At 70.9% G+C, this 23991-nt stretch carries 18 protein-coding genes and 3 tRNA genes; 13 read left to right on the top strand and 8 right to left on the bottom strand.

All coding sequences use genetic code 11. The features are described 5' to 3' along the window. Nucleotides 1–78: 78 nt before the first annotated feature. Together E1285_RS09685 and E1285_RS09680 are read left to right on the top strand one after the other, a co-directional pair. Nucleotides 79–1491, top strand: a complete 1413-nt coding sequence (locus tag E1285_RS09685) for a 3' terminal RNA ribose 2'-O-methyltransferase Hen1 (protein ID WP_132150296.1) — start codon at nucleotides 79–81, stop codon at nucleotides 1489–1491. Continuing rightward, nucleotides 1488–4043: a polynucleotide kinase-phosphatase gene (locus tag E1285_RS09680; protein ID WP_132150294.1), complete on the top strand. Its 2556-nt coding sequence runs from the start codon at nucleotides 1488–1490 to the stop codon at nucleotides 4041–4043. The genes E1285_RS09685 and E1285_RS09680 overlap by 4 nt, the downstream gene beginning before the upstream one ends. Before the next feature lie 80 nt (nucleotides 4044–4123). Here the strand turns inward: E1285_RS09680 and E1285_RS09675 are convergent, their stop codons facing one another. From E1285_RS09675 to E1285_RS09660, 4 genes are all read right to left on the bottom strand, one after another. Beyond that, nucleotides 4124–4411 (bottom strand): zf-TFIIB domain-containing protein, encoded by a 288-nt coding sequence (locus E1285_RS09675; protein WP_132150292.1) that lies wholly within the window; start codon nucleotides 4409–4411, stop codon nucleotides 4124–4126. A 67-nt stretch (nucleotides 4412–4478) separates the two neighbouring features. Next, a complete protein-coding gene (locus tag E1285_RS09670) occupies nucleotides 4479–5396 on the bottom strand; it encodes a phosphotransferase (protein ID WP_132150290.1) in 918 nt (305 codons plus the stop codon). Nucleotides 5397–5439: 43 nt separating this feature from the next. Beyond that, nucleotides 5440–7146, bottom strand: a complete 1707-nt coding sequence (locus tag E1285_RS09665) for an AMP-binding protein (protein WP_132150288.1) — start codon at nucleotides 7144–7146, stop codon at nucleotides 5440–5442. 171 nt (nucleotides 7147–7317) lie between these two features. Beyond that, the gene (locus E1285_RS09660; protein ID WP_132150285.1) at nucleotides 7318–7809 is read right to left on the bottom strand and encodes an Lrp/AsnC family transcriptional regulator; all 492 of its coding nucleotides are present in this window, start codon (nucleotides 7807–7809) and stop codon (nucleotides 7318–7320) included. A 105-nt stretch (nucleotides 7810–7914) separates the two neighbouring features. On the opposite strand from E1285_RS09660, the gene E1285_RS09655 reads away from it, so the two are divergent. The 7 genes from E1285_RS09655 to E1285_RS09630 all read left to right on the top strand — a co-directional run bounded on the left by E1285_RS09655 (nucleotide 7915) and on the right by E1285_RS09630 (nucleotide 13472). Further along, nucleotides 7915–9135, top strand: coding sequence for an MFS transporter (locus E1285_RS09655; RefSeq protein WP_132150283.1), 1221 nt, complete (start codon nucleotides 7915–7917; stop codon nucleotides 9133–9135). A 275-nt stretch (nucleotides 9136–9410) separates the two neighbouring features. Continuing rightward, on the top strand, nucleotides 9411–10565 hold the full coding sequence (gene manA / locus E1285_RS09650; protein ID WP_243722679.1) for a mannose-6-phosphate isomerase, class I: 1155 nt from the start codon (nucleotides 9411–9413) through the stop codon (nucleotides 10563–10565). 209 nt (nucleotides 10566–10774) lie between these two features. Next, nucleotides 10775–11026: a sigma factor-like helix-turn-helix DNA-binding protein gene (locus E1285_RS09645; RefSeq protein WP_132150281.1), complete on the top strand. Its 252-nt coding sequence runs from the start codon at nucleotides 10775–10777 to the stop codon at nucleotides 11024–11026. Nucleotides 11027–11292: 266 nt separating this feature from the next. After that, a tRNA-Ser gene (locus E1285_RS09640) sits at nucleotides 11293–11377 on the top strand. Nucleotide 11378: 1 nt separating this feature from the next. Next, a tRNA-Met gene (locus tag E1285_RS45445) sits at nucleotides 11379–11451 on the top strand. Between the two features lie 22 nt (nucleotides 11452–11473). Further along, a tRNA-His gene (locus tag E1285_RS09635) sits at nucleotides 11474–11545 on the top strand. A gap of 94 nt (nucleotides 11546–11639) precedes the next feature. After that, nucleotides 11640–13472 (top strand): glycoside hydrolase family 3 N-terminal domain-containing protein, encoded by a 1833-nt coding sequence (locus E1285_RS09630; RefSeq protein ID WP_243722678.1) that lies wholly within the window; start codon nucleotides 11640–11642, stop codon nucleotides 13470–13472. Here the strand turns inward: E1285_RS09630 and E1285_RS09625 are convergent. Beyond that, the gene (locus E1285_RS09625) at nucleotides 13463–14749 is read right to left on the bottom strand and encodes an ABC transporter substrate-binding protein (protein WP_132150279.1); all 1287 of its coding nucleotides are present in this window, start codon (nucleotides 14747–14749) and stop codon (nucleotides 13463–13465) included. The genes E1285_RS09630 and E1285_RS09625 overlap by 10 nt on opposite strands. Continuing rightward, a complete protein-coding gene (locus tag E1285_RS09620) occupies nucleotides 14746–16044 on the bottom strand; it encodes a Gfo/Idh/MocA family oxidoreductase (RefSeq protein ID WP_132150277.1) in 1299 nt (432 codons plus the stop codon). The genes E1285_RS09625 and E1285_RS09620 overlap by 4 nt, the downstream gene beginning before the upstream one ends. Nucleotides 16045–16169: 125 nt before the next feature. Between E1285_RS09620 and E1285_RS09615 the strand changes: the two genes are divergently transcribed. The 4 genes from E1285_RS09615 to E1285_RS09600 all read left to right on the top strand — a co-directional run bounded on the left by E1285_RS09615 (nucleotide 16170) and on the right by E1285_RS09600 (nucleotide 21955). Continuing rightward, nucleotides 16170–17363 (top strand): ROK family transcriptional regulator, encoded by a 1194-nt coding sequence (locus E1285_RS09615; protein WP_243722677.1) that lies wholly within the window; start codon nucleotides 16170–16172, stop codon nucleotides 17361–17363. Between the two features lie 146 nt (nucleotides 17364–17509). Further along, entirely contained in the window at nucleotides 17510–21286 is a 3777-nt protein-coding gene (locus E1285_RS09610; RefSeq protein WP_132150273.1) for a glycoside hydrolase family 2 TIM barrel-domain containing protein, read from the top strand. A gap of 79 nt (nucleotides 21287–21365) precedes the next feature. Beyond that, nucleotides 21366–21674, top strand: a complete 309-nt coding sequence (locus tag E1285_RS09605) for a hypothetical protein (RefSeq protein ID WP_132150271.1) — start codon at nucleotides 21366–21368, stop codon at nucleotides 21672–21674. Continuing rightward, a complete protein-coding gene (locus E1285_RS09600) occupies nucleotides 21671–21955 on the top strand; it encodes a hypothetical protein (RefSeq protein ID WP_132150269.1) in 285 nt (94 codons plus the stop codon). The genes E1285_RS09605 and E1285_RS09600 overlap by 4 nt, the downstream gene beginning before the upstream one ends. A 13-nt stretch (nucleotides 21956–21968) precedes the next feature. On the opposite strand, the gene E1285_RS09595 is transcribed toward E1285_RS09600, so the two are convergent. Together E1285_RS09595 and pnuC are read right to left on the bottom strand one after the other, a co-directional pair. Further along, the gene (locus E1285_RS09595) at nucleotides 21969–23078 is read right to left on the bottom strand and encodes an AAA family ATPase (protein ID WP_132150267.1); all 1110 of its coding nucleotides are present in this window, start codon (nucleotides 23076–23078) and stop codon (nucleotides 21969–21971) included. Continuing rightward, a complete protein-coding gene (gene pnuC, locus E1285_RS09590) occupies nucleotides 23075–23728 on the bottom strand; it encodes a nicotinamide riboside transporter PnuC (RefSeq protein ID WP_132150265.1) in 654 nt (217 codons plus the stop codon). The genes E1285_RS09595 and pnuC overlap by 4 nt, the downstream gene beginning before the upstream one ends. Nucleotides 23729–23991: the final 263 nt, after the last annotated feature.

The following is a 23991-nucleotide window of genomic DNA, read 5'->3' as shown; positions in this document are numbered from 1 at the left end:
ACGTGCTGCAAACGCTTTTCGTGATCACCATGCGGAAAATGAATGGGGGCGTTTGGTGTGGTCCGCCAGACTTGGGACGTGCTTCTGACGATCACCACCCACATGGACCAGGCGACCGACCTGGGCTTCCTGCTGCACAAGCACCCCGACCGGGTACAGCGGTTCGAGCAGTCCTTCGGCACGGCGCACGTCTTCTATCCCGACGCCGGCGAGGGGCATTGCACCGCGGCGCTGCTGCTGGACGTCGATCCGGTCAAGCTCGTGCGCACGCGCGGCAGGAACACCCCCGATTTCTCCCTGGGCCAGTACGTGAACGACCGCCCCTACGCCGCTTCCTCGCTGCTCGCGTCCGCGATGGCCAACGTGTTCCGTACCGCCATGCGCGGACGGTGCGACCCGCGCCCCGAGCTGGCGGAGACGCCGATCCCGCTGGAGATCGTCCTGCCCGCCCTTCCGTGCCGTGGCGGGGCACGCCAGGCCGAGCGGTTCTTCGAGCCGCTCGGCTGGGACGTGTCGGCGGTGCCCGTCCCGCTCGACCCGGAGTTCGGCGAGTGGGGCGACTCCCGGTACGTGACGCTCACGCTGACCGGGAGGCTGCGGCTCGCCGAGGCGCTCAACCAGCTGTACGTGCTGCTGCCCGTCCTGGACGACTCCAAGCACTACTGGCTGGCCCCGGACGAGGTGGACAAGCTCATCCGGGCGGGGGAGGGCTGGCTGGGCGCGCACCCCGACCGCGGAGCCATCACCCGCCGGTACCTCGCCAACCGGCGTGGTCTCGTACGTACCGCGCTGGGCCGTCTCGCTGATGCCGAGGACGCGCCCGACGAGGCACTGGACCCCGCGGAAGTCGAGGAGGAGCCGGCGGCGGAGGAGACGGAAGAGAAGTCCGTATCGCTCGCCGAGCATCGTCTTCAGTCGGTCGTGCAGGCGCTGCGTGACGAGAACGCCCGGCGCGTCATCGACCTTGGCTGCGGTTCGGGAAAACTGCTCTCGCGGCTCGCCAAGGACGCCTTCTTCAGCGAGATCTCCGGTACGGACGTCTCGCACCGTGCGCTGAGCCACGCGTGGCGGCGGCTCCGCTGGGACAAGGAGCCGCGCCGGGAGAACGACCGCGTCAAAGACGTCTTCCAGGGAGCGCTCACCTACGCCGACGAGCGGTTCCGCGGCTATGAGGCGGCGGTGCTGATGGAGGTCGTCGAGCACGTCGACCCGCCGCGCCTCGCGGCCGTGGAGCGGGTCGTGTTCGGGGACGCCGCACCCCGCGTGGTGGTCGTGACGACCCCGAACGCGGAGCACAACGTCCGCTACGAGGGGCTGGCGCCGGGTGCGATGCGCCACCCCGACCACCGTTTCGAATGGACGCGCGCCGAGTTCCGCGCATGGGCCGGCCGGGTCGCGTCCGCGCACGGCTACCGCGTCCGGCACGTTCCCGTCGGCGGCGACGACCCGGAGGTCGGCGCGCCGACGCAGATGGGGGTGTTCACACGATGACCGAGATCCGGCTGCCGGACATGGGGCTCGTCGTGCTGGTCGGCGTGACCGGCTCGGGCAAGTCGCACTTCGCGCGCAAGCACTTCAAGCCGACGCAGGTGGTGTCCTCGGACTACTGCCGCGGGGTCGTGTCGGACGACGAGAACGACCAGTCCGCGACCGGCGACGCGTTCGACCTGCTCCACTACATCGTGGCCACGCGGCTGCGGCGCGGCCTCCTCACCGTGGTGGACGCGACCAACGTGCAGAGCAAGGCACGGCAGTCGCTGCTCCAGATCGCCAAGGACCATGACGTGCGGTCGGCCGCGATCGTCCTGGACGTCCCTGAGAGCGTCGCCGCCGGACGCAACGCCGGCCGCCCGGACCGGGATCTGCCGGGCCATGTGATCCCGCGCCAGCGGCGCGAACTGCGGCGCGGCATGCGGACCCTGGCGCGCGAGTTCCGCCGCGTCCACGTGCTGAACGGCGTCGAGGAGATCGACGCCGCGACGATCACCTACGAGAAGTCGTGGAACGACAGGCGCGAGCTGGCCGGGCCGTTCGACGTCATCGGCGACGTGCACGGCTGCCGCGCGGAGCTGGAGGACCTCCTCGCCGAGCTCGGCTACGAGATCGACCGTGACGCGCAGGGCCTCGCCGCGGGGGCGAACCACCCCGGCGGCCGCACCGCCGTGTTCGTCGGAGACCTCGTCGACCGCGGACCCGACTCGCCGGGCGTGCTGCGTCTGGTCATGGGCATGGTGGCCGCCGGCAACGCGCTGTGCGTCTCGGGCAACCACGAGGCCAAGCTCGTGCGCGCTCTCCGCGGACGCAAGGTGCGCCTCACGCACGGGCTCGCCGAGTCGATGGAGCAGCTCGCCGCCGTGACCGATGACTTCCGCGACGAGGCGCTGCGCTTCATGGACGGCCTCATCAGCCACTACGTCCTGGACGGCGGCCGTCTCGTGGTGGCCCACGCCGGCCTGAAGGAGGCCTACCACGGCCGCGCGTCCGGACGGGTCCGGTCGTTCGCGCTCTACGGCGACACCACAGGGGAGACCGACGAGTACGGGCTGCCCGTCCGGTACCCGTGGGCGCGCGACTACCGGGGCAAGGCCATGGTCGTGTACGGGCACACGCCCGTGCCCCAGGCGGAATGGATCAACAACACGATCTGCCTGGACACCGGGGTCGTGTTCGGCGGGAAGCTGACCGCGCTGCGCTACCCGGAGCGGGAACTGGCGTCCGTCCCGGCGCGGAAGGTCTGGTATGAGCCGACGCGTCCGCTGGAGGCGTCGGCGGATTCCGTCGTGGGTGGGCACCGGGAGAGCGAGGTCCTCAAAATCGAGGACGTGCTCGGCAACCAGGGCGTCGATACCCGCCTGATGGGCCGCGTCACCGTCCGTGAGGAGAACGCGCTGGCCGCGCTGGAGGTGATGAGCCGCTTCGCCGTGGACCCGCGCTGGCTCGTCTACCTGCCGCCCACCATGGCCCCGGCGGAGACGTCACGGCTGCCCGGATACCTGGAGCACCCGGCCGAGGCCCTCGCCGCGTACCGGGACAAGGGCGTCGTCCGCGCCGTGTGCGAGGAGAAGCACATGGGGTCGCGGGCCGTGGCGGTCGTGTGCCGCGACGCGTCCGTCGCCGCCGAGCGCTTCGGCGTGGCCGACGGGACGGCCGGTGCCGTCTACACCCGCACGGGACGTTCCTTCTTCCGGGACCAGGCCCACACCACAGAGGTGCTGGAACGGCTCCGTGCCGCGATCGGCGCCGCTGGGCTCTGGGACGAGCTGGACACCGGATGGCTCGTCATCGACACCGAGCTGATGCCGTGGTCGGCCAAGGCCATGGACCTCATCCGCACGCAGTACGCCGCGACCGGCGCGGCCGCCGGCGCGGCCCTGCCGATGGCGTCCGGCGTTCTCGCGCGCGCAGACGAACGCGGCCTCGACCTCGGGGGGCTCCGCGAACGCATCGACCGGCGCGCCGCGAACGCGTCGCGCTTCCGCGACGCCTATGCGCGGTACTGCTGGACGGTGGACGGCCTGAGCGGGCTACGGCTCGCGCCGTTCCAGATCCTCGCGGGAGAGGGCCGCGCCTGGGCGACCGCTCGCGACCACGACTGGCACATGGCCGTGGCCGAAAGGCTGGCGGAGAGCGACCCCAGCGGGCTCGTCCAGCGGACCGGTTCGGTGGCCGTCGACCTGAACTCGGCGGAGTCGGAGGCCGCCGCCACCGAGTGGTGGGAGAAGCTCACCGCCGCCGGTGGCGAAGGCATGGTGGTCAAGCCGCTGGGGCCGTTCCCTGAGGACAACCGGATCCAGCCCGGGGTCAAGTGCAGGGGGCCGGAGTATCTGCGCATCATCTACGGTCCGGACTACGCCGAGCCGGAGAACCTCGACCGGCTGCGCGGCAGGTCGCTCGGCCGCAAGCGCTCGCTGGCGATGCGGGAGCACGCGCTCGGCGTCGAGGCGCTCGACCGGCTGACCGGCGGGGAACCGGTGTGGCGGGTCCACCAGGCCGTGTTCGCCGTGCTGGCGCTCGAATCCGAGCCCGTGGACCCGCGTCTGTGACCGCGCGGCCCGCCTCCGGGGACCTCCCTAGGGGCGGGCCGCGCCGAATGCCGTCATCCGGCCGGCTCCAGAAGAGCCGCTCAGGTCGTGAAGAGCATGTGGAACACGCCCGGAGGGCGGTGGTAGCCACGGTGGTGCCCCCCGTGGTGATGGTGGTGCACCGCCGGTGTGGGGGCGGCTCCCCAACCCGGCGCCGCCGCGGGCGGAGGGGCCGGGGCCGCCGTCGCCCGGTACTGCGACTCCATGTTGCTCAGGGCCTCAAGCTCGCCGTAGTCGAGGAAGATGCCCCGGCAGCTGTCACATTGCTCGATGTGGACGCCGCTGCGGGTGTAGGTCCGCATCACGCCACGACACTTAGGGCAGTGCATCGCCTTGTCATCCTTCCGGTATGGATCCCCAGGTAGAGGCTAAATGTAGGGCAGGTTTCGCGCCACGTCATGCCGCGTCCCCCGCCGCGGATATTCTCGCGCAGGCGTCGACCATCGCCTGCTCCGGCTCGTCGAGCGGTCGATCATCCCTTCTGGCGGATATGACGCACGTGGCGGCGATCTGGATCGCAAGACTTCGTGCGGGAATGTCCAGGGTCGTCCAGGGGTCGCCTCCGTCGGGGACGGCCGGGCCGCCCGCCGCCTGGTACGCGCCCAGGAACCGGCCCCACTCGTCGGGGTGCAGGACTCCCGCCGAGTAGATCGCGGCGGGGCGGGCGAGGTCCCACGCGGGGTCGCCTCTGCCGAGGTCCTCGATGTCGATGAGCCGCCATTGTCCGCTCTGGGAGCGAACCATCTGGCCGAGGTGCCAGTCCCCGTGGATGAGGTTTGCCGCCGGTGCGGGTGGTTCCTCGCCCTCTCCGCGTATCCAGGAGGGGAGTGTGGTGAATGCGCGCCGTACTTCGTCCTCTGCGGGGCCGTCCGCCAGGCGCGAGACCAGCCGTGCCACACGGGTAGGACGTCCCCAGGACGGCGCGTCGGCGGGAACCGTCGTCGAGTGAAGCTCCGCCAGAAGCCGTGCGCCTTCTTCCCAGGGCAGGTCCTGATGCGGATCCACCGGCTCACCGAACACGGAGACCGTGACCGTTCGCCCTTCCACGGTGAGCGGCTGCCCCAGCGGCCCGATCACGACGTCCGGGAGGGCGCCGGCCAGGCGTATCCGTTCAAGGAACCGTGGGCCGTGGTCACGGTCGGCCTGGTGCGCTTTCACCACCACGTCGCCGACACGCACCACCAGCACACCGTGCCTGTCGTACAACGTCTCCGGCTCCGCGGACGCCGGGGACGACGGAGCGATGCGGGCCGAGTCACGCCCGATCTCCACGAGCCGGGCGAGAAGACCCGGCTGGACGGTCTCGATCTGCACCCGCCTAGTAAAACACCGGTGGTGGAACACCGGCACCGGACGCCTAGGCGGGCGAGTTGACGGCCTCGTCGCGAAGCCGCTGCCGGACGACCTTGCCGATGATGTTGCGGGGCAGGTCGGTGCGGGGGCGGAACTCGTCCGGGACCTTGTAGTGCGACAGGTAGCGTTCGCAGTGCCGCCGCAGCTCGTCCGCCGAGAAGGGGTAGGCGGGGTGTTCGACCACGTGCGCGATGATGCGCTCCCCGCGCCGCGCGTCCGGGACGCCGACCACGGCGCAGTCGTGGACGGCGGGATGGCGGCGCAGCACCTTCTCCACCGCGGTCGGGGAGACGGTGAACCCGCTGGTCTTGATCATGTCCCGGAGGCGCTCCAGGATGGTGACGAAACCGTCCTCGTCCATCACCGCGATGTCACCCGTGCGGAGCCAGCCCTTCGAGAGGGCCTGCGCGGTGGCGAGCGGCGCGTTCCAGTAGCCGACGAACACCTGCGGGCCGCGCACGACCAGCTCGCCGGGCTCGCCCGGCGGCAGGACCTTCGTCGGCTCGTCCTGGTCGACGATGACGACGTCGGTCATCGGCAGCGGCAGGCCGACGGTCAGGTTCCGGGCCCGGCCGTCCAGCGGGTTGGCGGCGACCGCCGGGGCCGCCTCGGTGAGCCCGTAGCAGTTGATCAGGCCGCGGGCTCCCATCCGCCCGAGCCGGTCGATGGTGCCCGGCCCGAGCCCCATCGCCCCCGAGATGTAGATGCGCAGCGAGCCGAGGTCGGACGGCTGGAACCCGGGGCTGTCCAGCACCTTCTCGTACAGCGTCGGCACCCCCGGGAAGATGGTCGGCCGGTACTTGCGGATCGCCCTGAGCACCCGCGCGCCGTCGTAGCGGGGGAGCAGCACCACGGCCCCGGCCGTCATCACCGGCGCGACGAGACAGCTCATCAGCCCGAACGAGTGGAACAGCGGCAGGACCGCGAGCGTCACGTCCCCGCCCGGCCGCCCGGCGAGGTCCCACGCGTGCTGCTGGCAGGCGTTCGCGATGAGGTTCCGGTGGGTCAGCATTGCGCCCTTGGGGCGCCCCTCCGTCCCGCCGGTGTACTGGATGGCCGCCAGGTGCCGCGACGGCTCTATCGGGAGCTGGCTCACGCGCTGCCGCGGTACCCGCTGCAGTTCCTTGAACGGGACGACGCCCGGGTCGTCCGGCACGTCCGCGGTGATGGCCGCGCGCCGCCGCTGCATCTGCACCAGCGGGAGGCGCAGGGCGAGCTTCCGTGACGCGGGCAGGAAGTCGACGAGCGACGTCACCACGATGTGCTCCAGCCGCAGCTTGGACCGGACGGCCTGCACCGTCGCGAAGGAACGATCCATGACCACGGCGACGCGGGCGCCGCAGTCCGCGAGCTGGTGGAGCATCTCCTCCTCGGTGTACAGCGGGTTGTGCTGCACCGCGATGGCCCCTCTGCGCAGGACCCCGAAGAACGCGATGACCAGCTGCGGGCAGTTCGGCAGGACCAGCGCCACCCGGTCGCCGGGCTGCACCCCGAGGCGGTGGAGGCCGTCGGCGAACCGGTCCACGGCATCGCGCAGATCGCGGTAGGAGATCTCCCGCCCGAAGAAGATCAGCGCGGGCCTGCGCGGGTACCGCCGCGCCGCGTCGTCCAGCAGCTGTGTGACGGGGATGTCCGGGATGCTGAGATCGCCGGGTACGCCTTGCGGATACGACCGCCGCCACGGAGAAGATCGTTGTGACGAGTGCCACATAGAACCCGATTCAATCATCAATCGGACGTCCGTGCCGCCCGTTCAAGATCTTCCGCTGCCGCGCGCCCGGCGCGGGCGCGCGGGCGTCCGGAGTGAAACCGGTCTGCTCAACATACTTCAACACCCCGGCGGATGCCGGACCAATCGGGCGTCCGCGCGCACGGCGGCGGGCTAGCGGGTCCAGCCCTCCGAGGCGGTGACGGTCCGGGAGCGGGGCGCGGGCGGCTCGACGGGACGGCCCTCGTACGCGGTCGACAGGACGATGTGCGAGTTCATCTCGCCGTGCTCGCCGAGCCGTTCCAGCAGTCCTTCCAGGTGCGGCATCGACGCGACCCGCACCTTGAGCATCGAGCACCAGTTGCCGCTCAGCTTGTGGACCTCGGTGACCTCGGGCAGGTCCTCGGCCGCGGTCGTCTTCAGCAGGCAGCGGCCCAGGGCGCAGCGCATCTGCACGAACGCGGCGAGCGGCTGCCCGACCCGCGCCGGGTCCACCCGCGCCTGGTAGCCGGTGATCACACCGGACTCCTCCAGGCGGCGCACCCGTTCGGCGACGGCCGGGGACGACAGGTTGACCCGGCGCGCCAGCCCGTTGAACGACAGGCGCCCGTCCCGCTGAAGCTCGGCGATGATGCGCCAGTCGGTCCTGTCCAGCTCTCGATCCATCTGTAAGGCTCCTCGTCCGAAATGCCTTCCAAACTAGAGGCCGACGGCGCCTGACGCCAGGAAGCGTCCATGTCTTCCGCCGATCAACTTTTCTAGCGTTGAAGCATGCTCCTCCACGCGAAGCGGTCACGTCCGATGGCGGCCCTGTGCTCGGGTACCGCCCTGATGAACGCGTCCATGGCGGTCACGAGCGCCACCGGCACCCTCGTGGCCGCGGACCGGCTCGGCGCCGGGTGGGGCGGCGTCCCGAACACGGCCGGCATCGTCGGGACGGGCCTGGGCGCCCTGGCCCTGACCCGGCTGATGGCCAGGACGAGCCGCCGCGGCGCCTTCGTTCTCGGGTACCTCTCGGCGGCCGCGGGCGCCTGCCTGGCCGCCGTCGCGGTCGCGCACGGCGACGTCGCGGGCCTGTGCCTCGGGATGCTGCTGCTGGGCCTCGGCAACGCGGGCGCCCAGCTGTCCCGCTACGCGGCGGCCGACCTGCGTCCGGCGGGACGGCGCGGCTCCGCCATCGGCCTCGTGGTGTGGGCCGCGGCCGCCGGCGCGGTCGGCGGCCCGCTGCTGCTCGACCCGTCCGGCGCGATGGCCGGCGGCCTCGGCCTCCCGGCGCTCACCGGCCCGTTCCTCCTGGCCGTGCTGACCTGCGCGGCCGCCGCCGTGGTCGCGACCGCCACCCCGCGATCCAGGACGGGGACGCGCGGTTCGCCGGTGCCGCTGCGCAGGGTCGTCACGACCCCGGTCGCGCGTTCCGCGCTGGCGGTGATGGTGACGGCGCAGGTCGTGATGGTCGCCGTGATGACCGCCGCGCCGCTGGACATGCACCTGCACGGCGACGGCCTCGGGGCCGTCGGCATGGCGCTCTCGGCGCACACCCTGGGGATGTTCGCCCTGTCACCCGTGACCGGGCGGCTGGCCGACCGGTTCGGCACGGGTCCGGTGATCTTCGGCGGGCTGGTCACGCTGGCCTTCTCCACGGCGCTCGCGGCGGTCGCGACCGGTTCCCTCGGACGTCCCGTGGCGCTGTTCCTGCTCGGATACGGGTGGAACCTGTGCTTCGTCGGCGGCAGCGCCCGCCTCGCCCGGGACCTTCCGGAGGCCGAGCGCCCGCATGTCGAGGGGGCCGTCGACGCCGCGGTCTGGACGCTCGCGGCGGCGGCGAGCCTGGTGTCGACCGTCGTCCTGTCGGCCGGCGGCTACGCCTTGCTAGCGTGGGCGTCCTGCGCCGTGACCCTGCTGGTCACGCTGGGCCTGGCCCGCCGCGGCGAGCGGCCCGCCGCCAGGGTCGAAGACCCGGTGGCGCGATCCGCGGAGACCGGGCGGCGCTGACGGGCGGCGCCGGGGGCGGGGAGCTCAGATGCGGCCCGTGCCGCGGCAGACGTTGCACGTCTCGCCGGTGGCGGTGCTCGTGCCGGTCCCGTTGCAGCCGGGGCAGGAGCGTGTCGCCGGCTTGTTGTGCTTGCCCACGGACCACCACCCCCGGCGACTCATCCTAGGGGTTCCGCCCGCCGGGCGCCCCGGCCGAGGACCGGACGCCGCGATCCCGGTCGAACGGCCCGGAGGCGTTGAGTCCGGGGCCGTCGCGGCCCGTACCCTGATCTCATTTGATCGAGAAGGGACGGACCCCGTCGTTGCGCGCGATGCCGCTCACCACCCCGATACGCCCGTACGACTGGGGGTCGGCGACCGCGCTGCCCGAGCTGCTCGGCACCGAGCCGACCGGGCGGCCGCAGGCCGAGCTGTGGGCGGGCGCGCATCCGGCCGCGCCGTCGTCGGTGGACGGCACGCCGCTCGACGCCCTCATCGACGCCGACCCGGCCGGGATGCTGGGCCGGGCCTGCGTGGAACGCTTCGGGCCGGCGCTCCCCTACCTGCTCAAGATCCTCGCCGTCGACAAGCCGCTGTCCCTCCAGGTGCATCCCACGATGGCGCAGGCCGGAGCGGGATTCGCCGACGAGGAGGCCCGGGGCGTCCCGCCCGGCCATTTCACCCGCACCTACAAGGACCCGTACCACAAGCCGGAGATGGTCTGCGCCCTCACCGATTTCCACGGGCTCTGCGGTTTCCGCGACCCCGCCGAAACCGCCGGCCTCCTCGACGGCCTGGCCGTTCCCGAACTGGCCCCCTGGATCGCGGTGCTGCGAAACGAACCGCCTGAGCAGGCACTGCGCACCGTCCTCACGCAAATGCTGGACGAGGGCTCCCGGCACATCCGGGCCGCCGTCGAACCGGCGCTGCCCCGCGTCTACGCCGATATCGCCCGCGCGCACCCGGGCGACCCGGGCGTCCTCGCGGCGCTGCTGCTCAACCATGTCGAACTCAAGCCCGGCGAGGCCCTCTTCCTGGACGCCGGTGTCCCGCATTCCTATCTGAGCGGCCTCGCGATCGAGGTCATGGCCAATTCCGACAACGTCCTGCGCTGCGGTCTCACCGGGAAGCACGTCGATGTCCCGGCACTGATGCGCGTGGTGAAGTTCGCCCCATCCGATCCCGCCTGGGTCGAACCCGTGGCGGAGGTCCGCTACCGTCCGAATGCGGATGAATTCATCCTCATCCGGCATGATCTGACCGGGGACCCCGATGACCTGCCCAGCGGCCTTCCTCAGACACTTCTGTGCCTGGAAGGCGAAGCCCGGCTCACGGCGGACCGCACCTTGACGCTCGCTCGAGGCGAAGCCGCCTTCGTCCCCGCCGGCGCCCCGGCCACCCGGCTCACCGGAAAGGGCACCCTCTACCGCGTGGTCCCCGCGCTCCCATGACCGTCCTCGCCCTGGCCCTCGTCACGTCCGGCGAGCCGCTCCGCCGGACCACGTGACCGCCCCCCGGATCTGAGACTCAACGCTTCCTTAAAACGGCCATAAGTGGGGCGCCCCGGGGGCCATCCGGTGCGAAGTTCGTTGCGTGGCAACGGAGCCCGCCGCCCCCCGAGCGGGGTGGAGGGCCACACGCTGGACGTAAAGGATTGCGAATGGGCAAGAACACCGGTTCGTTCGCCCCCGGCCTGCCGGGGGAGCGGATGCGCCCCGCGGTGGTCGCCCGGGCCTTCCAGACCCTGCCGTCCGTGCACCGCGAGATCCTCACCGAGACGGTCTTCAGAGAACGCTCGGTGAACGAGGCCGCCGCCACGCTGGGGGTGCCGGTGGACGTGGTGAAAGTCCGCGTTTACCACGCCCTCCGCGCGTTGAGCACGGCATTGGACGCTCCACGTCCGACCGTGTGACGTTCACCGGAGCCGGTGAATCGGAGCCGGTGAATCGGAGCCGGTGAATCGGAGCCGATGGATCGGAGCCGTTAAATGGGTTGCCGGGGCGGGGACCGCCCCGGCACTATGGACACCGTAAGAACGAGACCGGGAGGAGAGGGAAGATGCGCAGTCATCGAATGCATAGCAGCAGCCTCTCCGGTCTCGGGAGCCGCCGAAGGACGTGACCCGCACGTTCTGAAGCAGACCGCCCCGCAGGCCGTGGGCGGTCTTTTGTTTTTCCCGGAGGGTTGGCCGAGTGGAAAGGCAGCGGCGTGCTAAGCCGTGGTCAGGGTCATCCCTGCGCGAGTTCGAATCTCGCACCCTCCGCGCCGAGTAGGGACGCTGGTGCGTCCAGCGGTCTCATAAGCCGCGGCAGGCAGGTTCGATTCCTGCACTCGGCACGTCCGAGAAATCGGATACATGGCCTTCGTGGTGTGGTGGTCTGCATGCCAGGTTGTGATCCTGGAGGTACCGGTTCGATCCCGGTCGGGGGCCCTTGCGGAAAATGGACGGTGATGGCCGTCAGATATTGCCGAGGTGCTGATTCCGGCTTGCGTTGCATTTGATCGGCACTGGAAAAGGTCTCGGTATGCACAGTTCCTCCGCGATGCGGTCCGGCCTCCTGGCGTTCGGCGTGCTGGCCGCGCTCGTGCTCGCAGCCCAAGGCGTCCCCGTCCGGGCGGATCCGCTGCCCGCCCCCTACCTCGACCAGCGGCTGTCCGTCGAGGACCGGGTGGACGACCTGCTCCACCGGATGAGCCTGGACGAGAAGCTCGGCCAGATGACCCAACCCGAGCGCAAGTACGTCACTCCGGAGGAGGTCACCCGGTACGGGATCGGGTCGGTGCTGTCCAGCGGCGGGTCGGCGCCCGCCCCGAACACCCCGGAGAGCTGGGCGGACATGTACGACGGGTTCCAGCGGGCCGCGCTCGCCGGGCCGCTGCGCGTCCCGCTGATGTACGGGGTGGACGCGGTCCACGGCCACAACACCGTCGTCGGCGCGACGATCTTCCCGCACAACATCGGGCTCGGCGCGTCCCGCGACCCGGCCCTGGTGCGCGAGATCGGCGCCGCGACCGCCCGCGAGATGGCCGGGACGGGCGTGGACTGGAACTTCGCGCCCTGCCTGTGCGTCGCTCGCGACGACCGGTGGGGCCGGACCTACGAGTCGTTCGGCGAGGTGCCCGAACTGCCCTCGATGATGACGACCGCCATCGACGGGCTGCAGGGCGACGAGCTGGGCGGTCCCGCGTCCGTCCTGGCGACGGCGAAGCACTACATCGGGGACGGCGCCACCGAGGGCGGCGACGACCGGGGCGACGCGAAGGTCTCGGAGAAGGAACTGCGCCAGATTCACCTGCCGCCGTTCCGTGCGGCCGTGAAACGCGGCGTCGGCTCGGTGATGGTCTCCTACAGCTCGTGGAACGGGCTGAAGATGCACCAGAACCGGTATCTGATCACGGACGTGCTGAAGCGCGAGCTGGGCTTCACCGGATTCGTCGTGTCGGACTACAACGGCATCGACGAGATCGACGGGGAGTCCGGGTTCACCAGGGACGAGGTCACCGCCGCGATCAACGCCGGCATCGACATGGTGATGGTGCCGACCGAGTGGCGCAGGTTCATCGAGTACCTGCGGGACGCGGTGAACGACGGCGACGTCCCGATGTCCCGCGTCAACGACGCGAACCGCCGGATCCTGGCCAAGAAGTTCGAGCTGGGCCTGTTCGAGGACCCCATGGCGGACCGGTCGTACCTGAAGACGGTCGGCGGCGCCGCGCACCGCGAGCTGGCGAGGCGCGCGGTCGCCGAGTCGCAGGTGCTGCTGAAGAACGACGGCGTCCTCCCGCTGGACGACGACGACAAGATCTTCGTGGCCGGCGGCAGCGCGGACGACATCGGCATCCAGTCCGGCGGCTGGACGATCACCTGGCAGGGAAAGCCGGGCCCGATCACGCCGGGCACGACGATCCTGGAGGGCATCCGCGGCGCGGCGGACACGAACGTCTCCTACAGCGCGGACGGCACCGGCGCGGACGGGTCCTACGATGCCGCGATCGCCGTCGTGGGAGAGAAGCCGTACGCCGAGTACCACGGCGACCGGACCGGTGACCTGGGACTCGACGCCGACGACCTGAAGACCGTCGACCGCCTGCGCGCCGCCGGCGTCCCGGTGATCGTGGTGCTGGTCTCGGGGCGCCCGCTGGACATCGCCTCGCAGCTGCCCGGATGGGACGCGCTGGTCGCGTCCTGGCTCCCGGGCACCGAGGGCGCGGGCGTGGCCGACGTCCTGTTCGGCGCCACCGAACCCACCGGGCGGCTCCCGGTCACCTGGATGCGCGACGTTTCCCAGCAGCCCGTCAACAGGGGCGACGGCAAGAGGCCGCTGTTCCCGTTCGGCTACGGCCTCACCTACGGCTGATCGGTGAGGGCGGCGAGCGCCTTCTGGAGGTCTCCGGCGGCCCGGTCGACGGGCCTGCCGCCGGTGATGGCGGCGGTGACGTGCTCCTGGACGGCGACGCTGACCTCGCTGTACCGGACGACGACCGGGCGGGGCCTCGCGTTGTCCATGCCCTTCTTGAGCGCCGGCAGGTACGGATACCGCTTGATCATCGCAGGGTCGTCGTAGAGGGCGGCGAGGGACAGCGGGAACGACTGCGCGCGGCCGTACTCGCGCTGGATCTCCGGGCTGACGATGTGGGCGATGAAGTCGCGGGCGGTGGCCTGGTGCTCGGAGAACGCCGACACGGCCAGGTTGTTGCCGCCGAGGGTGCCGGAGCCGAGGCCGTCCTCGCCGGGGATCGGCGCGACACCGAACCTGCCGGCGACCTCCGAGCCGTCCTCGGCGGACGCGAGCGCGTAGACGTAGGCCCAGTTGCGGTGGAAGACGAGGTCGCCCTCCTGGAAGGCGCGGCGGCCCTCTTCTTCCTTGAACGTGATGGCCTTCTCCGGGATGGTGCCGTCCTTGAAGGCGTCCACGAGGAACCGGAGCCCGGCCTTGGCCTGCGGGGTGGTCACCTGCGGCCTGCCCGAGGAGTCGAAGACCTCGCCGCCCGCGGACTGGACGGCCTCCGAGTAGTTGACCATGAGGCCTTCGTACTTGCCGTACTGGCCGGCGTAGCAGCCGATCCCCTCACCCTCGGGAATCCGCTGGACCTTGGCGCACGCGTCGCGCATCTCGTCCCACGTCTTCGGCGGGCCGTTCACGCCGGCCTTGGAGAGGAGGTCCTCGCGGTAGTAGAGGACGCCGGTGCCGGTCAGCCACGGCGCCGCGTACAGCCTGCCCCGGTACTTGCCGGTCTCCAGGGCCGGGGGGACGAACGAGCCGGTGTCCACCAGGCCGTCCGGCAGCGGCATGATCCAGCGGCGTGCGGCGAACTCCGCCGTCCACACCGCGTCGAGCCGGACCACGTCGTAGGCGTCCGACTCGATCTGCATGTTCTGGACGAGCTGCTGCCGCGCCTGGTCGCCGTCCTCGGGCAGCTCGACGAGCCGGACCTTCTCCTCGGGGTGCCCGGCGTTCCAGTCGGCGACGAGCTTCGGGACGGTCTGGGTGAGGTCCTTGCCGGTGGCGACGGTGATGGGGCCCCGGCCGTCGTTGCTCTCGGGCGCCCCGGAGCCGGAGGAGTCGCCGCAGCCGCTCATCGCCAGAGCCAGGGACAGCGCCGCGGCGCCGCCCCGCAGAGATCTGATCGTCATGGGGGCACCGGGCCTTTCGCGGGGGGAGTGGCGGGTGTGTCCGGGGCGAGGGTGATGACCGTGCCGTCCAGCCGGGCGCGTTCGGCGGCCCAGACGACGCGATGCGAGGCGAGGCTCTCCCGGACGCCGGAGCTGAGCGGTCCGGGATCGCCGGTGGCCAGGGCGGCGGCGAAGGCGTCGGCGAGGGCGTCGTCGGCGTGGTCGTGGCGGCCGTTCTCCGCGGCGTCGGACGGCGCGCCGGGCTCGATGGTCTCCCGCTCCCCGGTGACGAAGTCGTGGACCGAGACGCGGACGCCGTCGCCCTCGACGCAGCCGGACGTGCCGAAGACCCGGGTCTGCCGCTGCGCGGCGGGGGTGAAGGCCGTCATCGTGAACACGCCGGTCGCGCCGGACGGGAACTCCATGTTGACGACCTGGTGGTCGACCACGTCGTTGTCGCAGTCGTAGACGCAGCGTCCGTACGGGCCCTCGCGCAGTGCCCGCAGCACCCCCGCCTCGGTGCGGTCGCCGGTGACGGCCCCGAGCGGCCACGCCTCACGGCCCGGGTCGCCGAGGCACGACAGGTACAGCCGGGCGGCGGAGTACGGGCAGCGCTCCTCGACCCCGCAGTCGACGCAGCGGCCGGCGGCACCGGCCGGGCGGTTCTCCGGACGGAAGTGCGACAGCCGCCCGAACGACGACACCCGGCTCGGAACCTCGCCCAGCACGTGGATGAGCCAGTCGACGTCGTGGCACGACTTGGTCATCAGCATCGGCCCGGACTCGTCCTCGCGCCGCCAGTTGCCGCGCACGTAGGAGTGGGCGTGATGCCACCAGCCGACCGGCTCCAGATGCTGGACGCTGACGGGCGTGCCGATCCGCCCGCCCGCGATCAGGTCCCGGACGGTGCGCGTGTACCCGGTGTAGCGCAGGACGTGGCAGACGGCGAGCATCACGCCGGCGCTCTCGACCGCGTCCGCGATCCGCAGCGCGTCGGCCTCGGACGTCGCCATCGGCTTCTCCAGCAGGATGTGGCAGCCCAGCCCCGCGAACCGGATCGCGGGCCCGGCGTGCTCGGCGTCCTGCGTGGCGATGACGACGCCGTCGGCGAGGCGTCCGGCGGCGGCCATCTCGCGCCAGCCGGGGAACGCCCGCTCGGGCGGGATCCCGTGGTCGGCGGCGAACCTGGCGCGGCGCCCCGGATCGGGCTCGGCGACCGCGACGATCCGGCCGGCCCCGGTCCCCGCGATCCGCGCGGCATAGGCGGCGCCGCGAAGACCGGCTCCGGCCACGGCGATCGCGGGCCTGCGCTCCATCGGGTAGGGCCTCCTGACCTCTGTATCCTTGGCGCCACCAGCCCCTGGGGCGCATTACGTAACTACCTTTTATAAGTAGTTTGGCAATAATGTCGTCCGTCCGCCGATCGCTGTCAAGAGGTGCCGTGACACAACACTCCCTGCACGGGGGCGACCCCTCGGTGCTCCGCCGCCTCAACGCGGCCGCGGTCCTGCGGGCGCTGCGCGACGGCGGCGAGTGCACGCTGTCCGAGCTGGCCGGGCGGGTCGGGCTGTCCCGGCCCACCACCGAGGGCGTACTCGGAGAGCTGACCGACCGGGGCCTCGCCGCGGAGGACGCGCCGCGTCCCGGCGCCGGGCTGGGCCGTCCCGCCCGCCGCTACCGGTTCCGTGCGGAGGCCGGCTACGCGCTCGGCATCGACATTGACGCGCACCGGGTGCGCATCGTCGTCACCGACCTCACCGGCCAGGTCACCGGCGGGCACCACGCCGGCCTGGACGTCCAGGCGCCGCCCGCCGAGCGGATCGCGGCCGTGCGCGCCGCGGTCAAGGCGTGCCTCACGGTCACGGGCGTCGAACGGCGCTCCCTGTGGGCCGTGGCGGCCGGGACGCCGGGCGTCGTCGCGCCGGACGGGACGGTCACGTCCTGCACGGTCGTCCCCGGCTGGGAGGGCGTCCACCTGGCCCGCGAACTCGGCCGCTCGTTCCCCTGCCCCGTCCTCGTGGAGAACGACGCCAACCTGGCCGCGATGGCGGAACGCTGGCGCGGCGCCGCACGCGACGTCGACGACGTCGTGTGCGTCCACGCGGGCCTGCACACCGGCACCGGGGCGCTCATCGGCGGACGCCTGCACCGGGGCCGCCGGGGAGCCGCGGGCGAGATAGGAATGCTCCCCGAGATGGGCCTGCGCGACACCACCGCCGCCCTCATCACCGGCACGAACATCAGCCCGCAGGAGGCGAGCGCGGCACTGGCGGAGCTGACCTCGGCCTCCAGGGCGGCGGTCGTGGAGCGGCTCGCGGCGCGGATGGCGCGGGGGGTCGCGGCGATGGCGCTCGCCCTCGATCCGGAGGTGATCGTGGTCGGCGGGCCGCTGGTCAGGGCCGGGGACCCGCTGGTCTCGGCGCTGCGGCGGCAGGTCGAGCCGCTGTGCCTGAGCCCGGTCCGCATCGAGGCGTCCGAGCTGGGGGACGAGTCGGTGGCGCTCGGCGCGGTCCGGCTGGCGCTGGACCGGATCGACGAGGACCTCTTCCGCGTCGACCGCCCGGCCGGTCCGGCTGCGTCCGGTCTGCCCGAAAGCGGCGAAGTGCGCCAAGCGCGGCCGTCCCGGCTGTCATGAAGCGCCAGTCGTGCGGCGAACCCGCCGTGACGCGTTGACCGCGGCGCGAGCCGCGCCTAGCGTCCGGTGTAGTGATCAAGTACAGGATGTAGAGATCGAGTACCGGGTGTCGTCAGGGGGCCTGCCCGCGAGGAGGCGCCACGCCGATGACCTCGTTCCCCCGCTCCCGCGCCCGCCGCCACGATGATCGTCCTGTGCATCGCCTGCTGGTGGTCCTGCTCGCGGCGACGGCGCTGATCGCGCCGGCGCTGCCCGCCCCGGCCGCGGCCTCCGCGCCGCCGCCCGACGTCTACACGTACCTGGACGACCCCGAAATGGTGGGGGAGGGCCAGGAAACCCCGCACGCGGTGCTCCGCCCCTATGAGGACGCCGGTCAGGCGCGGCAGGGGAAGGGCTCCCGCTGGTCGAGATCGCTGGACGGCGACTGGCGTTTCGCGATCGCCGACCGTCCGGACGAGGTGCCCGGGGGCTTTCACGAGCCGGGATACGACACGTCGCGCTGGCGCGAGGTCAAGGTGCCGCACACCTGGCAGAGCGACCGGCTGGACCACCCGATGTTCCGCAACATCCCGACCGAGGTGTGGCCGGACGACCCGCCCAAGACGCCCCGCGACATCAACCCCACCGGCGCGTACGTGAAGAGGCTCGACGTGCCGGACGACTGGGACGGCCGCCGGACCTTCCTGCGCTTCGAAGGGGTCGTCAGCTCCTACTTCGTGTGGGTGAACGGAAAGTACGCCGGCTACGACCAGGGCGGCTACACCCCCGCCGAATTCGACATCACCGACTTCGTGCACGCAGGTGAGAACAAAGTCGCCGTTCAGGTGCACAGGTGGAGCTCCGCCTCCTACATGGAAGACGTCGACCAGTGGCGGTACAGCGGCATCTTCCGTTCCGTCTGGGCGTACTCCACACCGAAGACGTACCTGCGTGACGCCACCATCACCACAGACCTTGACGACGCCTACCGCGACGCCACGTTGAACGTCGGCCTCGTCGTCGGCAGCAAGGACGGGCCGCAGGGCGAGCACACCGTCCGCGCCACCCTGGTCGACCCCGATGGACGGAACGTGCAGCGCATCTCAGGCAAGACGAACGTCGAGGACGGCGGCGCGTCGCTGCGGCTCACGGCACCGGTGCGGAACCCGGAGAAGTGGACGGACGAGACACCGAACCTGTACACGCTCGTCCTCGAACTGGCCGACTCGCGGGGACGCGTCGTCCACACCACGGCCGAGACCCTCGGGTTCCGCGAGATCGAGGTGAAGGACAGGCAGCTCCTCGTCAACGGGAGACGCATCCTCATCAAGGGCGTCAACCGTGCCGAGACCGACCCCGACACGGGACGCCACCAGACCCGCGGCCGTATGGAGTCGGACGTGGCGCTGATGAAACGGCTGAACATCAACGCCGTCCGGACCGCGCACTACCCGTCCGACCCGTACCTGTACGACCTCGCCGACCGGCGCGGCCTGTGGATCGACGACGAGGTCGACATCGAGACCCACAACTGGGAGGACTGCGGCAAGACAGGCGACCAGGACTGCCTCGCCGACCGCCCCGAATGGCAGAAGGCGTTCCTCGACCGGTTCAAGGCCATGATGGCGCGCGACAAGAACCATCCGAGCGTCCTGATGTGGGACACCGGGAACGAGGCCGGGCTCGGCGCGGCCCACTACAAGATGGCCGACTACGCCGGCGCCACCGACCCCACACGTCCGCTGTACCACCAGTCGAACCACCCGGACGGCGACGCCCCCTTCGCCGACATCTGGGGGCCGCGCTACCCGACGCCGGCCCGGCTGGAGGCGCAGGCCGCCGCCACCACGAAACCGATCATCATGGGGGAGTACGCCCACGCGATGGGCAACAGCCTCGGCAACTTCCGCGAGTTCTGGGAGGTGATCCGGCGGCATCCGCAGACGCAGGGCGGGTTCATCTGGGACTGGGCCGAGGCGAACCTGCGGCATCCGCGCATCACCACGCCCGACAGCTCCGGCAACGACATCCCCGCCTGGCAGCAGGGCTTACCGAAGGTGGTGGACGGCCATCGGGGGAAGGCGTTGTACTTCTCCGGCCTGGACGACTACGTCGAGGTCTACCGGGACCGGCGCTTCGACCTCACCGGGACGTCCGTCACGCTGGACGCGTGGGTGAAACCCGTCCGCCCGTGGACGGGCGACTTCACCATCGTGGGGAAGGGCGACCACTCGTACGCGCTGAAGATGTCGAACGAGACCACTCTGGAGTTCTTCGTCCACAGCGGCACGTGGCGGACGGTCCGCGCGCCCGTCCCGGCGAACTGGTACGACACGTGGCACCGGGTCACGGGCACCTACGACGGGACGGCCCTGCGGCTGTACGTCGACGGGCGTGAGGCCGCGTCCGTCCCCTTCACCGGGGCCATCGACCGGTCGTCGTGGGACGTCAACGTCGCCCGCAACTCCGAGACCATGCAGGACGCCTACGAGGGCCGGATGGCGCACGGCACCATCGACGACGTCCGCATCTACGGCCGCGCCCTCACGTCCTCTGAGCTGGACGGAGGCAAGGACCCGAAGAAGGACGCCATCCTCGCCCTGGACTTCGACGACTTCGACGCCAAGGGCACGTTCCTGTCGAACGGGCCGAGCCTGTCCGGGGACGACGGGCTGGTCGGCTCCGACCGGTACGTCCAGCCGGAGACGGCCCAGCTGTCGTGGGTGCAGTCGCCGTTCCGCGTCACGCGCGCGGACGGGAAGGTGTCGGTCTCCAGCGAGCGGTCCTTCGCCACCGGCTCTCCGCAACTGCGCTGGAGATACACGGAAGGTTCCCGAACCCTTTCGTCCGGGAAGTCGCGAGCGAAACTGCCGCCGGGAGGGACCGCTGATGTGCGCATTCCGCCCCCGCCCGCCAATCCGTCCAATGCGGAACGCTGGTTGACGGTGGAGGTCGTCGAGGACGGCCGCGTGGTGGGCTTCGGCCAATTCTCCGCCGGGGGAACCGAGGTACCCGGAATTCGTGAACCTGCGACCGGAGACGTCGATGCGAAGGAGAACGGCAAGGAAATCGTCGTCACCGGCAAGGGGTTCCGGTACGTCTTCGACAAGTCCAAGGGCACCATGACGTCCATGCGCGCCCGCGGACGGGAACTGCTCCGCACCGGACCGGAACTCGACGTGTGGCGGCCGCCGATCAGCAACGAGACCTACACCTGGGGACGCGCCGAAGGCGAGGACTGGCGCCGTCTCGGCCTCGACCGCCTCGCCACCACCCCGACCAGCGTGACGGTGGCGGACGGCGGGAGGGTCACCGTCGGCATCACCGCGAGGACCGCCGCTCCCGACCGTCCCGAAGCGTGGTTCGACCAGACCGCCACGTACGTCGTCGACGGCGCCGGGCAGATCGAGCTGACCCACCAGGTCGTCCCGCAGGGCCAGGTCAGAAGCCTGCCCTATCTGGCCCGCGTCGGATACACGCTCAAGGTGCCCGGCCGCTACGAGGAGTTCGCCTGGTACGGGCGCGGCCCGGTCGGCAACTACAACGACCGCAAGGACGGCACGCCCATGGGCGTCTATTCGTCCACGGTCGACGAGCAGTACGTCTCCTACTACCGGCCGCAGGCTCACGGCAACCACGACGACGTCCGCTGGACGCTGCTGACCGACGGCCGCTCGGGCCTCCTGGCCGCGGGCGTCGACGGGACCATCGAGGCGAGCGTCACTCCGTACGACGACCTGGACCGCGCGCTTTATCCGTTCGCCCGCGTCCGCAATCCGGGCTGGAACACCCTCCATATCGACCACTCCGTGACCGGCGTCGGCGACACGCCGAATCCAGTCCGCCCGGAATATCAAACCCGACCAGATCGCACCTATTCCTACAAAACGCTTTTGCGCCCTCTTACGGGCAAGGAGGCCAATACGCTCCGTCCCTCGAAATGACCCTCCGTCCTGTCGGAGGGAGGCTGTAGGGTCCCGGTGTACGGGTGAGCGGGGACCGAACGAGACAGTCAGGAGTGACATGAGCGCACAACCGGTAGAGCCCCTCCTCCCGGGCCAGGTTCACCGGGTCCCGCGGACGATCAAGGGCATCAGCGACTGGCTGACCGAGGAGAAGCGGACCAGGTTCCTCGAAGAGGTCATGGCCGCCAAAGAAGAGGACGACTACAAGCAGGTCATGGACGGCTGGTGGGCCGAGGCGCACCTGGACCAGGACCCCTACCGCGAGGAGCGTCGAGCTCGAACGATCAAGGAGATGAACGAGGGCAAGAAGGTCTCCATCGAGGAGCTCCGTGCCCGCTGGCAGGTCCGCGTCGACGACGCGACGTGATCCCCGCGAAGGGCGGATGGACCGTCTTCTGCTCGGAACCGGTATGCGATGTCATGGACTCGATGCCATCGATGGAGAAGTTCTTCGTCGAGTTCTTCTGTGACTTCGCTTTGAAGGCGGGCACGGCGGTCGACATGGGCCATGCCCCACCAGGAGTACGCGCAAAGCGACAGGATGTTGCGTACAGCCTCCTCGTCGAGAGCTCCGGGATATTCATCGAGTACGTGGTGATGATGGAGATCAAGGAGTTCTACGTCACGAGAATGCTCCTTCGCTCGTGAGGAACGCCAAAGGTTAGGGCGTCAACGGGGTGTTGAAGGTCCAGCCCTTGGTCAGCAGGTCGTCGGTCGCCGCGACGGCGGCGGCCAGACGGTGCTCGTGGGGGCCCGTCACGGTGATGTGCGGCAGGCCCCGTTTCTGAAGTTCTTCCTCGAACCGCCCCGACATCCATGATCTGATCGACTCTCCGTCGCGCCAGCCGTCCTGCTCGAACGGGATGCCCTCCGGCGACGTGAGGATCCACAGATGGTGCGGGGTGCGTTCGTGAACGGCCTCCACCTCGGGCCCCGGTGCACCGAGATAACGCTCGTGCCAGACGGCGGTGGCGAACGCGTCGGTGTCGCAGACCAGCAGCGGTGAACCCGACCGCGCGGCGGCGTCCTCCAAGGCGGCATGATGCTCGGCGATCCGGGTGAAGTCGGCGGACTCCCACACCAGGTCGTCCAACCACAGCGACGGGTCGCCGGAGGCGCGGCGGGCGGCGGCGAGCTTCTCCTCGGTGAACGTGCGCCCGTACTCCGGCACCCACCGGGTCGCCGCCCACACACCGCCCCGCTCGGCATAGTGCGCGGCGAGTGCCCGCGCCAGCGTCGTCGTCCCGGTCGACTCGGCGCCGACCAGCACGACCCGCCGCGCCAGATACGCCCGGACGGCGGGCGCCAGGAACTCCCAGTTCTGCACGGGATCGTCCCGGATGGCCGTGCCGCTGACGGGGAAGCGGTCACGCGGCGGATCCACGGGCACGTGGACGGCGGAGAAGCGCTCCGCCAACTCGGGCCCGTACGCCTCGGAGCTGAACACCGCGTCCACCGGCGGGACGGGCACGCCGAGGCCCGACCGCATCGCCAGGCCCGCCCGGAACGCGGCGACGTGCGCCGACCAGATCTCGTCCGACTCGTAGTCGATCTCCACGTCGTCCACCACCGGGACGATCTCCACGTGCGGCTGCTCGTGCGTCTCGCGGAGCCACGCCGTCCGCAGCGCGAGCGGGATGCTCTCGACGCTGGACGCGGCGACGACCACGCTCACCCGGGCGCAGGACGCGGCCGCGACGTCGATCAGATGGTGGTGGCCGGCGTGCGGCGGGTAGAACTTGCCGATCACCAGCCCGTGCGCGTACGTCATGCGGCCACCGGAGCGGGGTCGCCTGCCGGCTGGGAGCGCAGGTCGCGTCGCCAGGCCAGCAGTCCGAACACGCAAAGCGTCAGGAAGACGATGTACAGGACGCTCGTCAGCTTCAGATCCTTATGGAAGTAGAGCGGGATGTAGACGAGGTCGGCGGTGATCCACAGCCACCACGACTCCAGCAGCTTGCGCGACTGCCCGTAGACGGCCATGAGGGAGATCGAGGTGGTGAGGGCGTCCCAGAAGGCCACGGTCGAGTCCGTCCAGACGGACAACGCCCAGGTCAGGAAAGTCGTGGCCGCCGCGCCCGCCACGATCAGGGCCGCCCACTCGTTGCGCCGCGTGCGCCTGACCGGGAGGTTGTCGCGGCCTTCGCCGCCGTGCAGCCACACCCACCATCCGTACAGCTGGAGCGCGACGTAGAAGACCTGGAGGCCGGAGTCGGCGTAGAGGCCGCCGTCCAGGAACACCAGGCCGAGCAGGATGACGTTCGCGATCCCGATCGGCCAGTTCAGGATGTTCTGCCGGACGACGAGCCACACGTTGACCGCGCCGGTCGCGAAGCCGAGCAGCTCCGCCCACGTGGTGGGCACCGATCCGACATGGAAGGCGGGGTCGAGCAGCGGGCCCAGCGGAACGTTCACCGACATGCCCGCAATGATCACATATCGTCAATGAGACGACAAAGACTTATGGAGGGCGACGTCCGCGCGGGACAGCTGGTTCCGCATGACAAGCGATACGTGATCGCCACACCCGACGCCGAACCTAGAAGGATCACCGACAACCTTCGCCGGTCCGCCGCTCGTACTCGTCCCACAGGTCAAGCGACTCGATCAGCACCTCCTCCACCTGCTCGGCCGCCGCCCGTTACGCCTGCGCCCGCCCGGCGCACACCCCCGCGTCCCACACC

This window comes from Actinomadura sp. 7K507, assembly GCF_004348425.1.
Lineage (GTDB): Bacteria > Actinomycetota > Actinomycetes > Streptosporangiales > Streptosporangiaceae > Spirillospora.
This window is presented reverse-complemented; position numbering and strand designations above follow the sequence as displayed.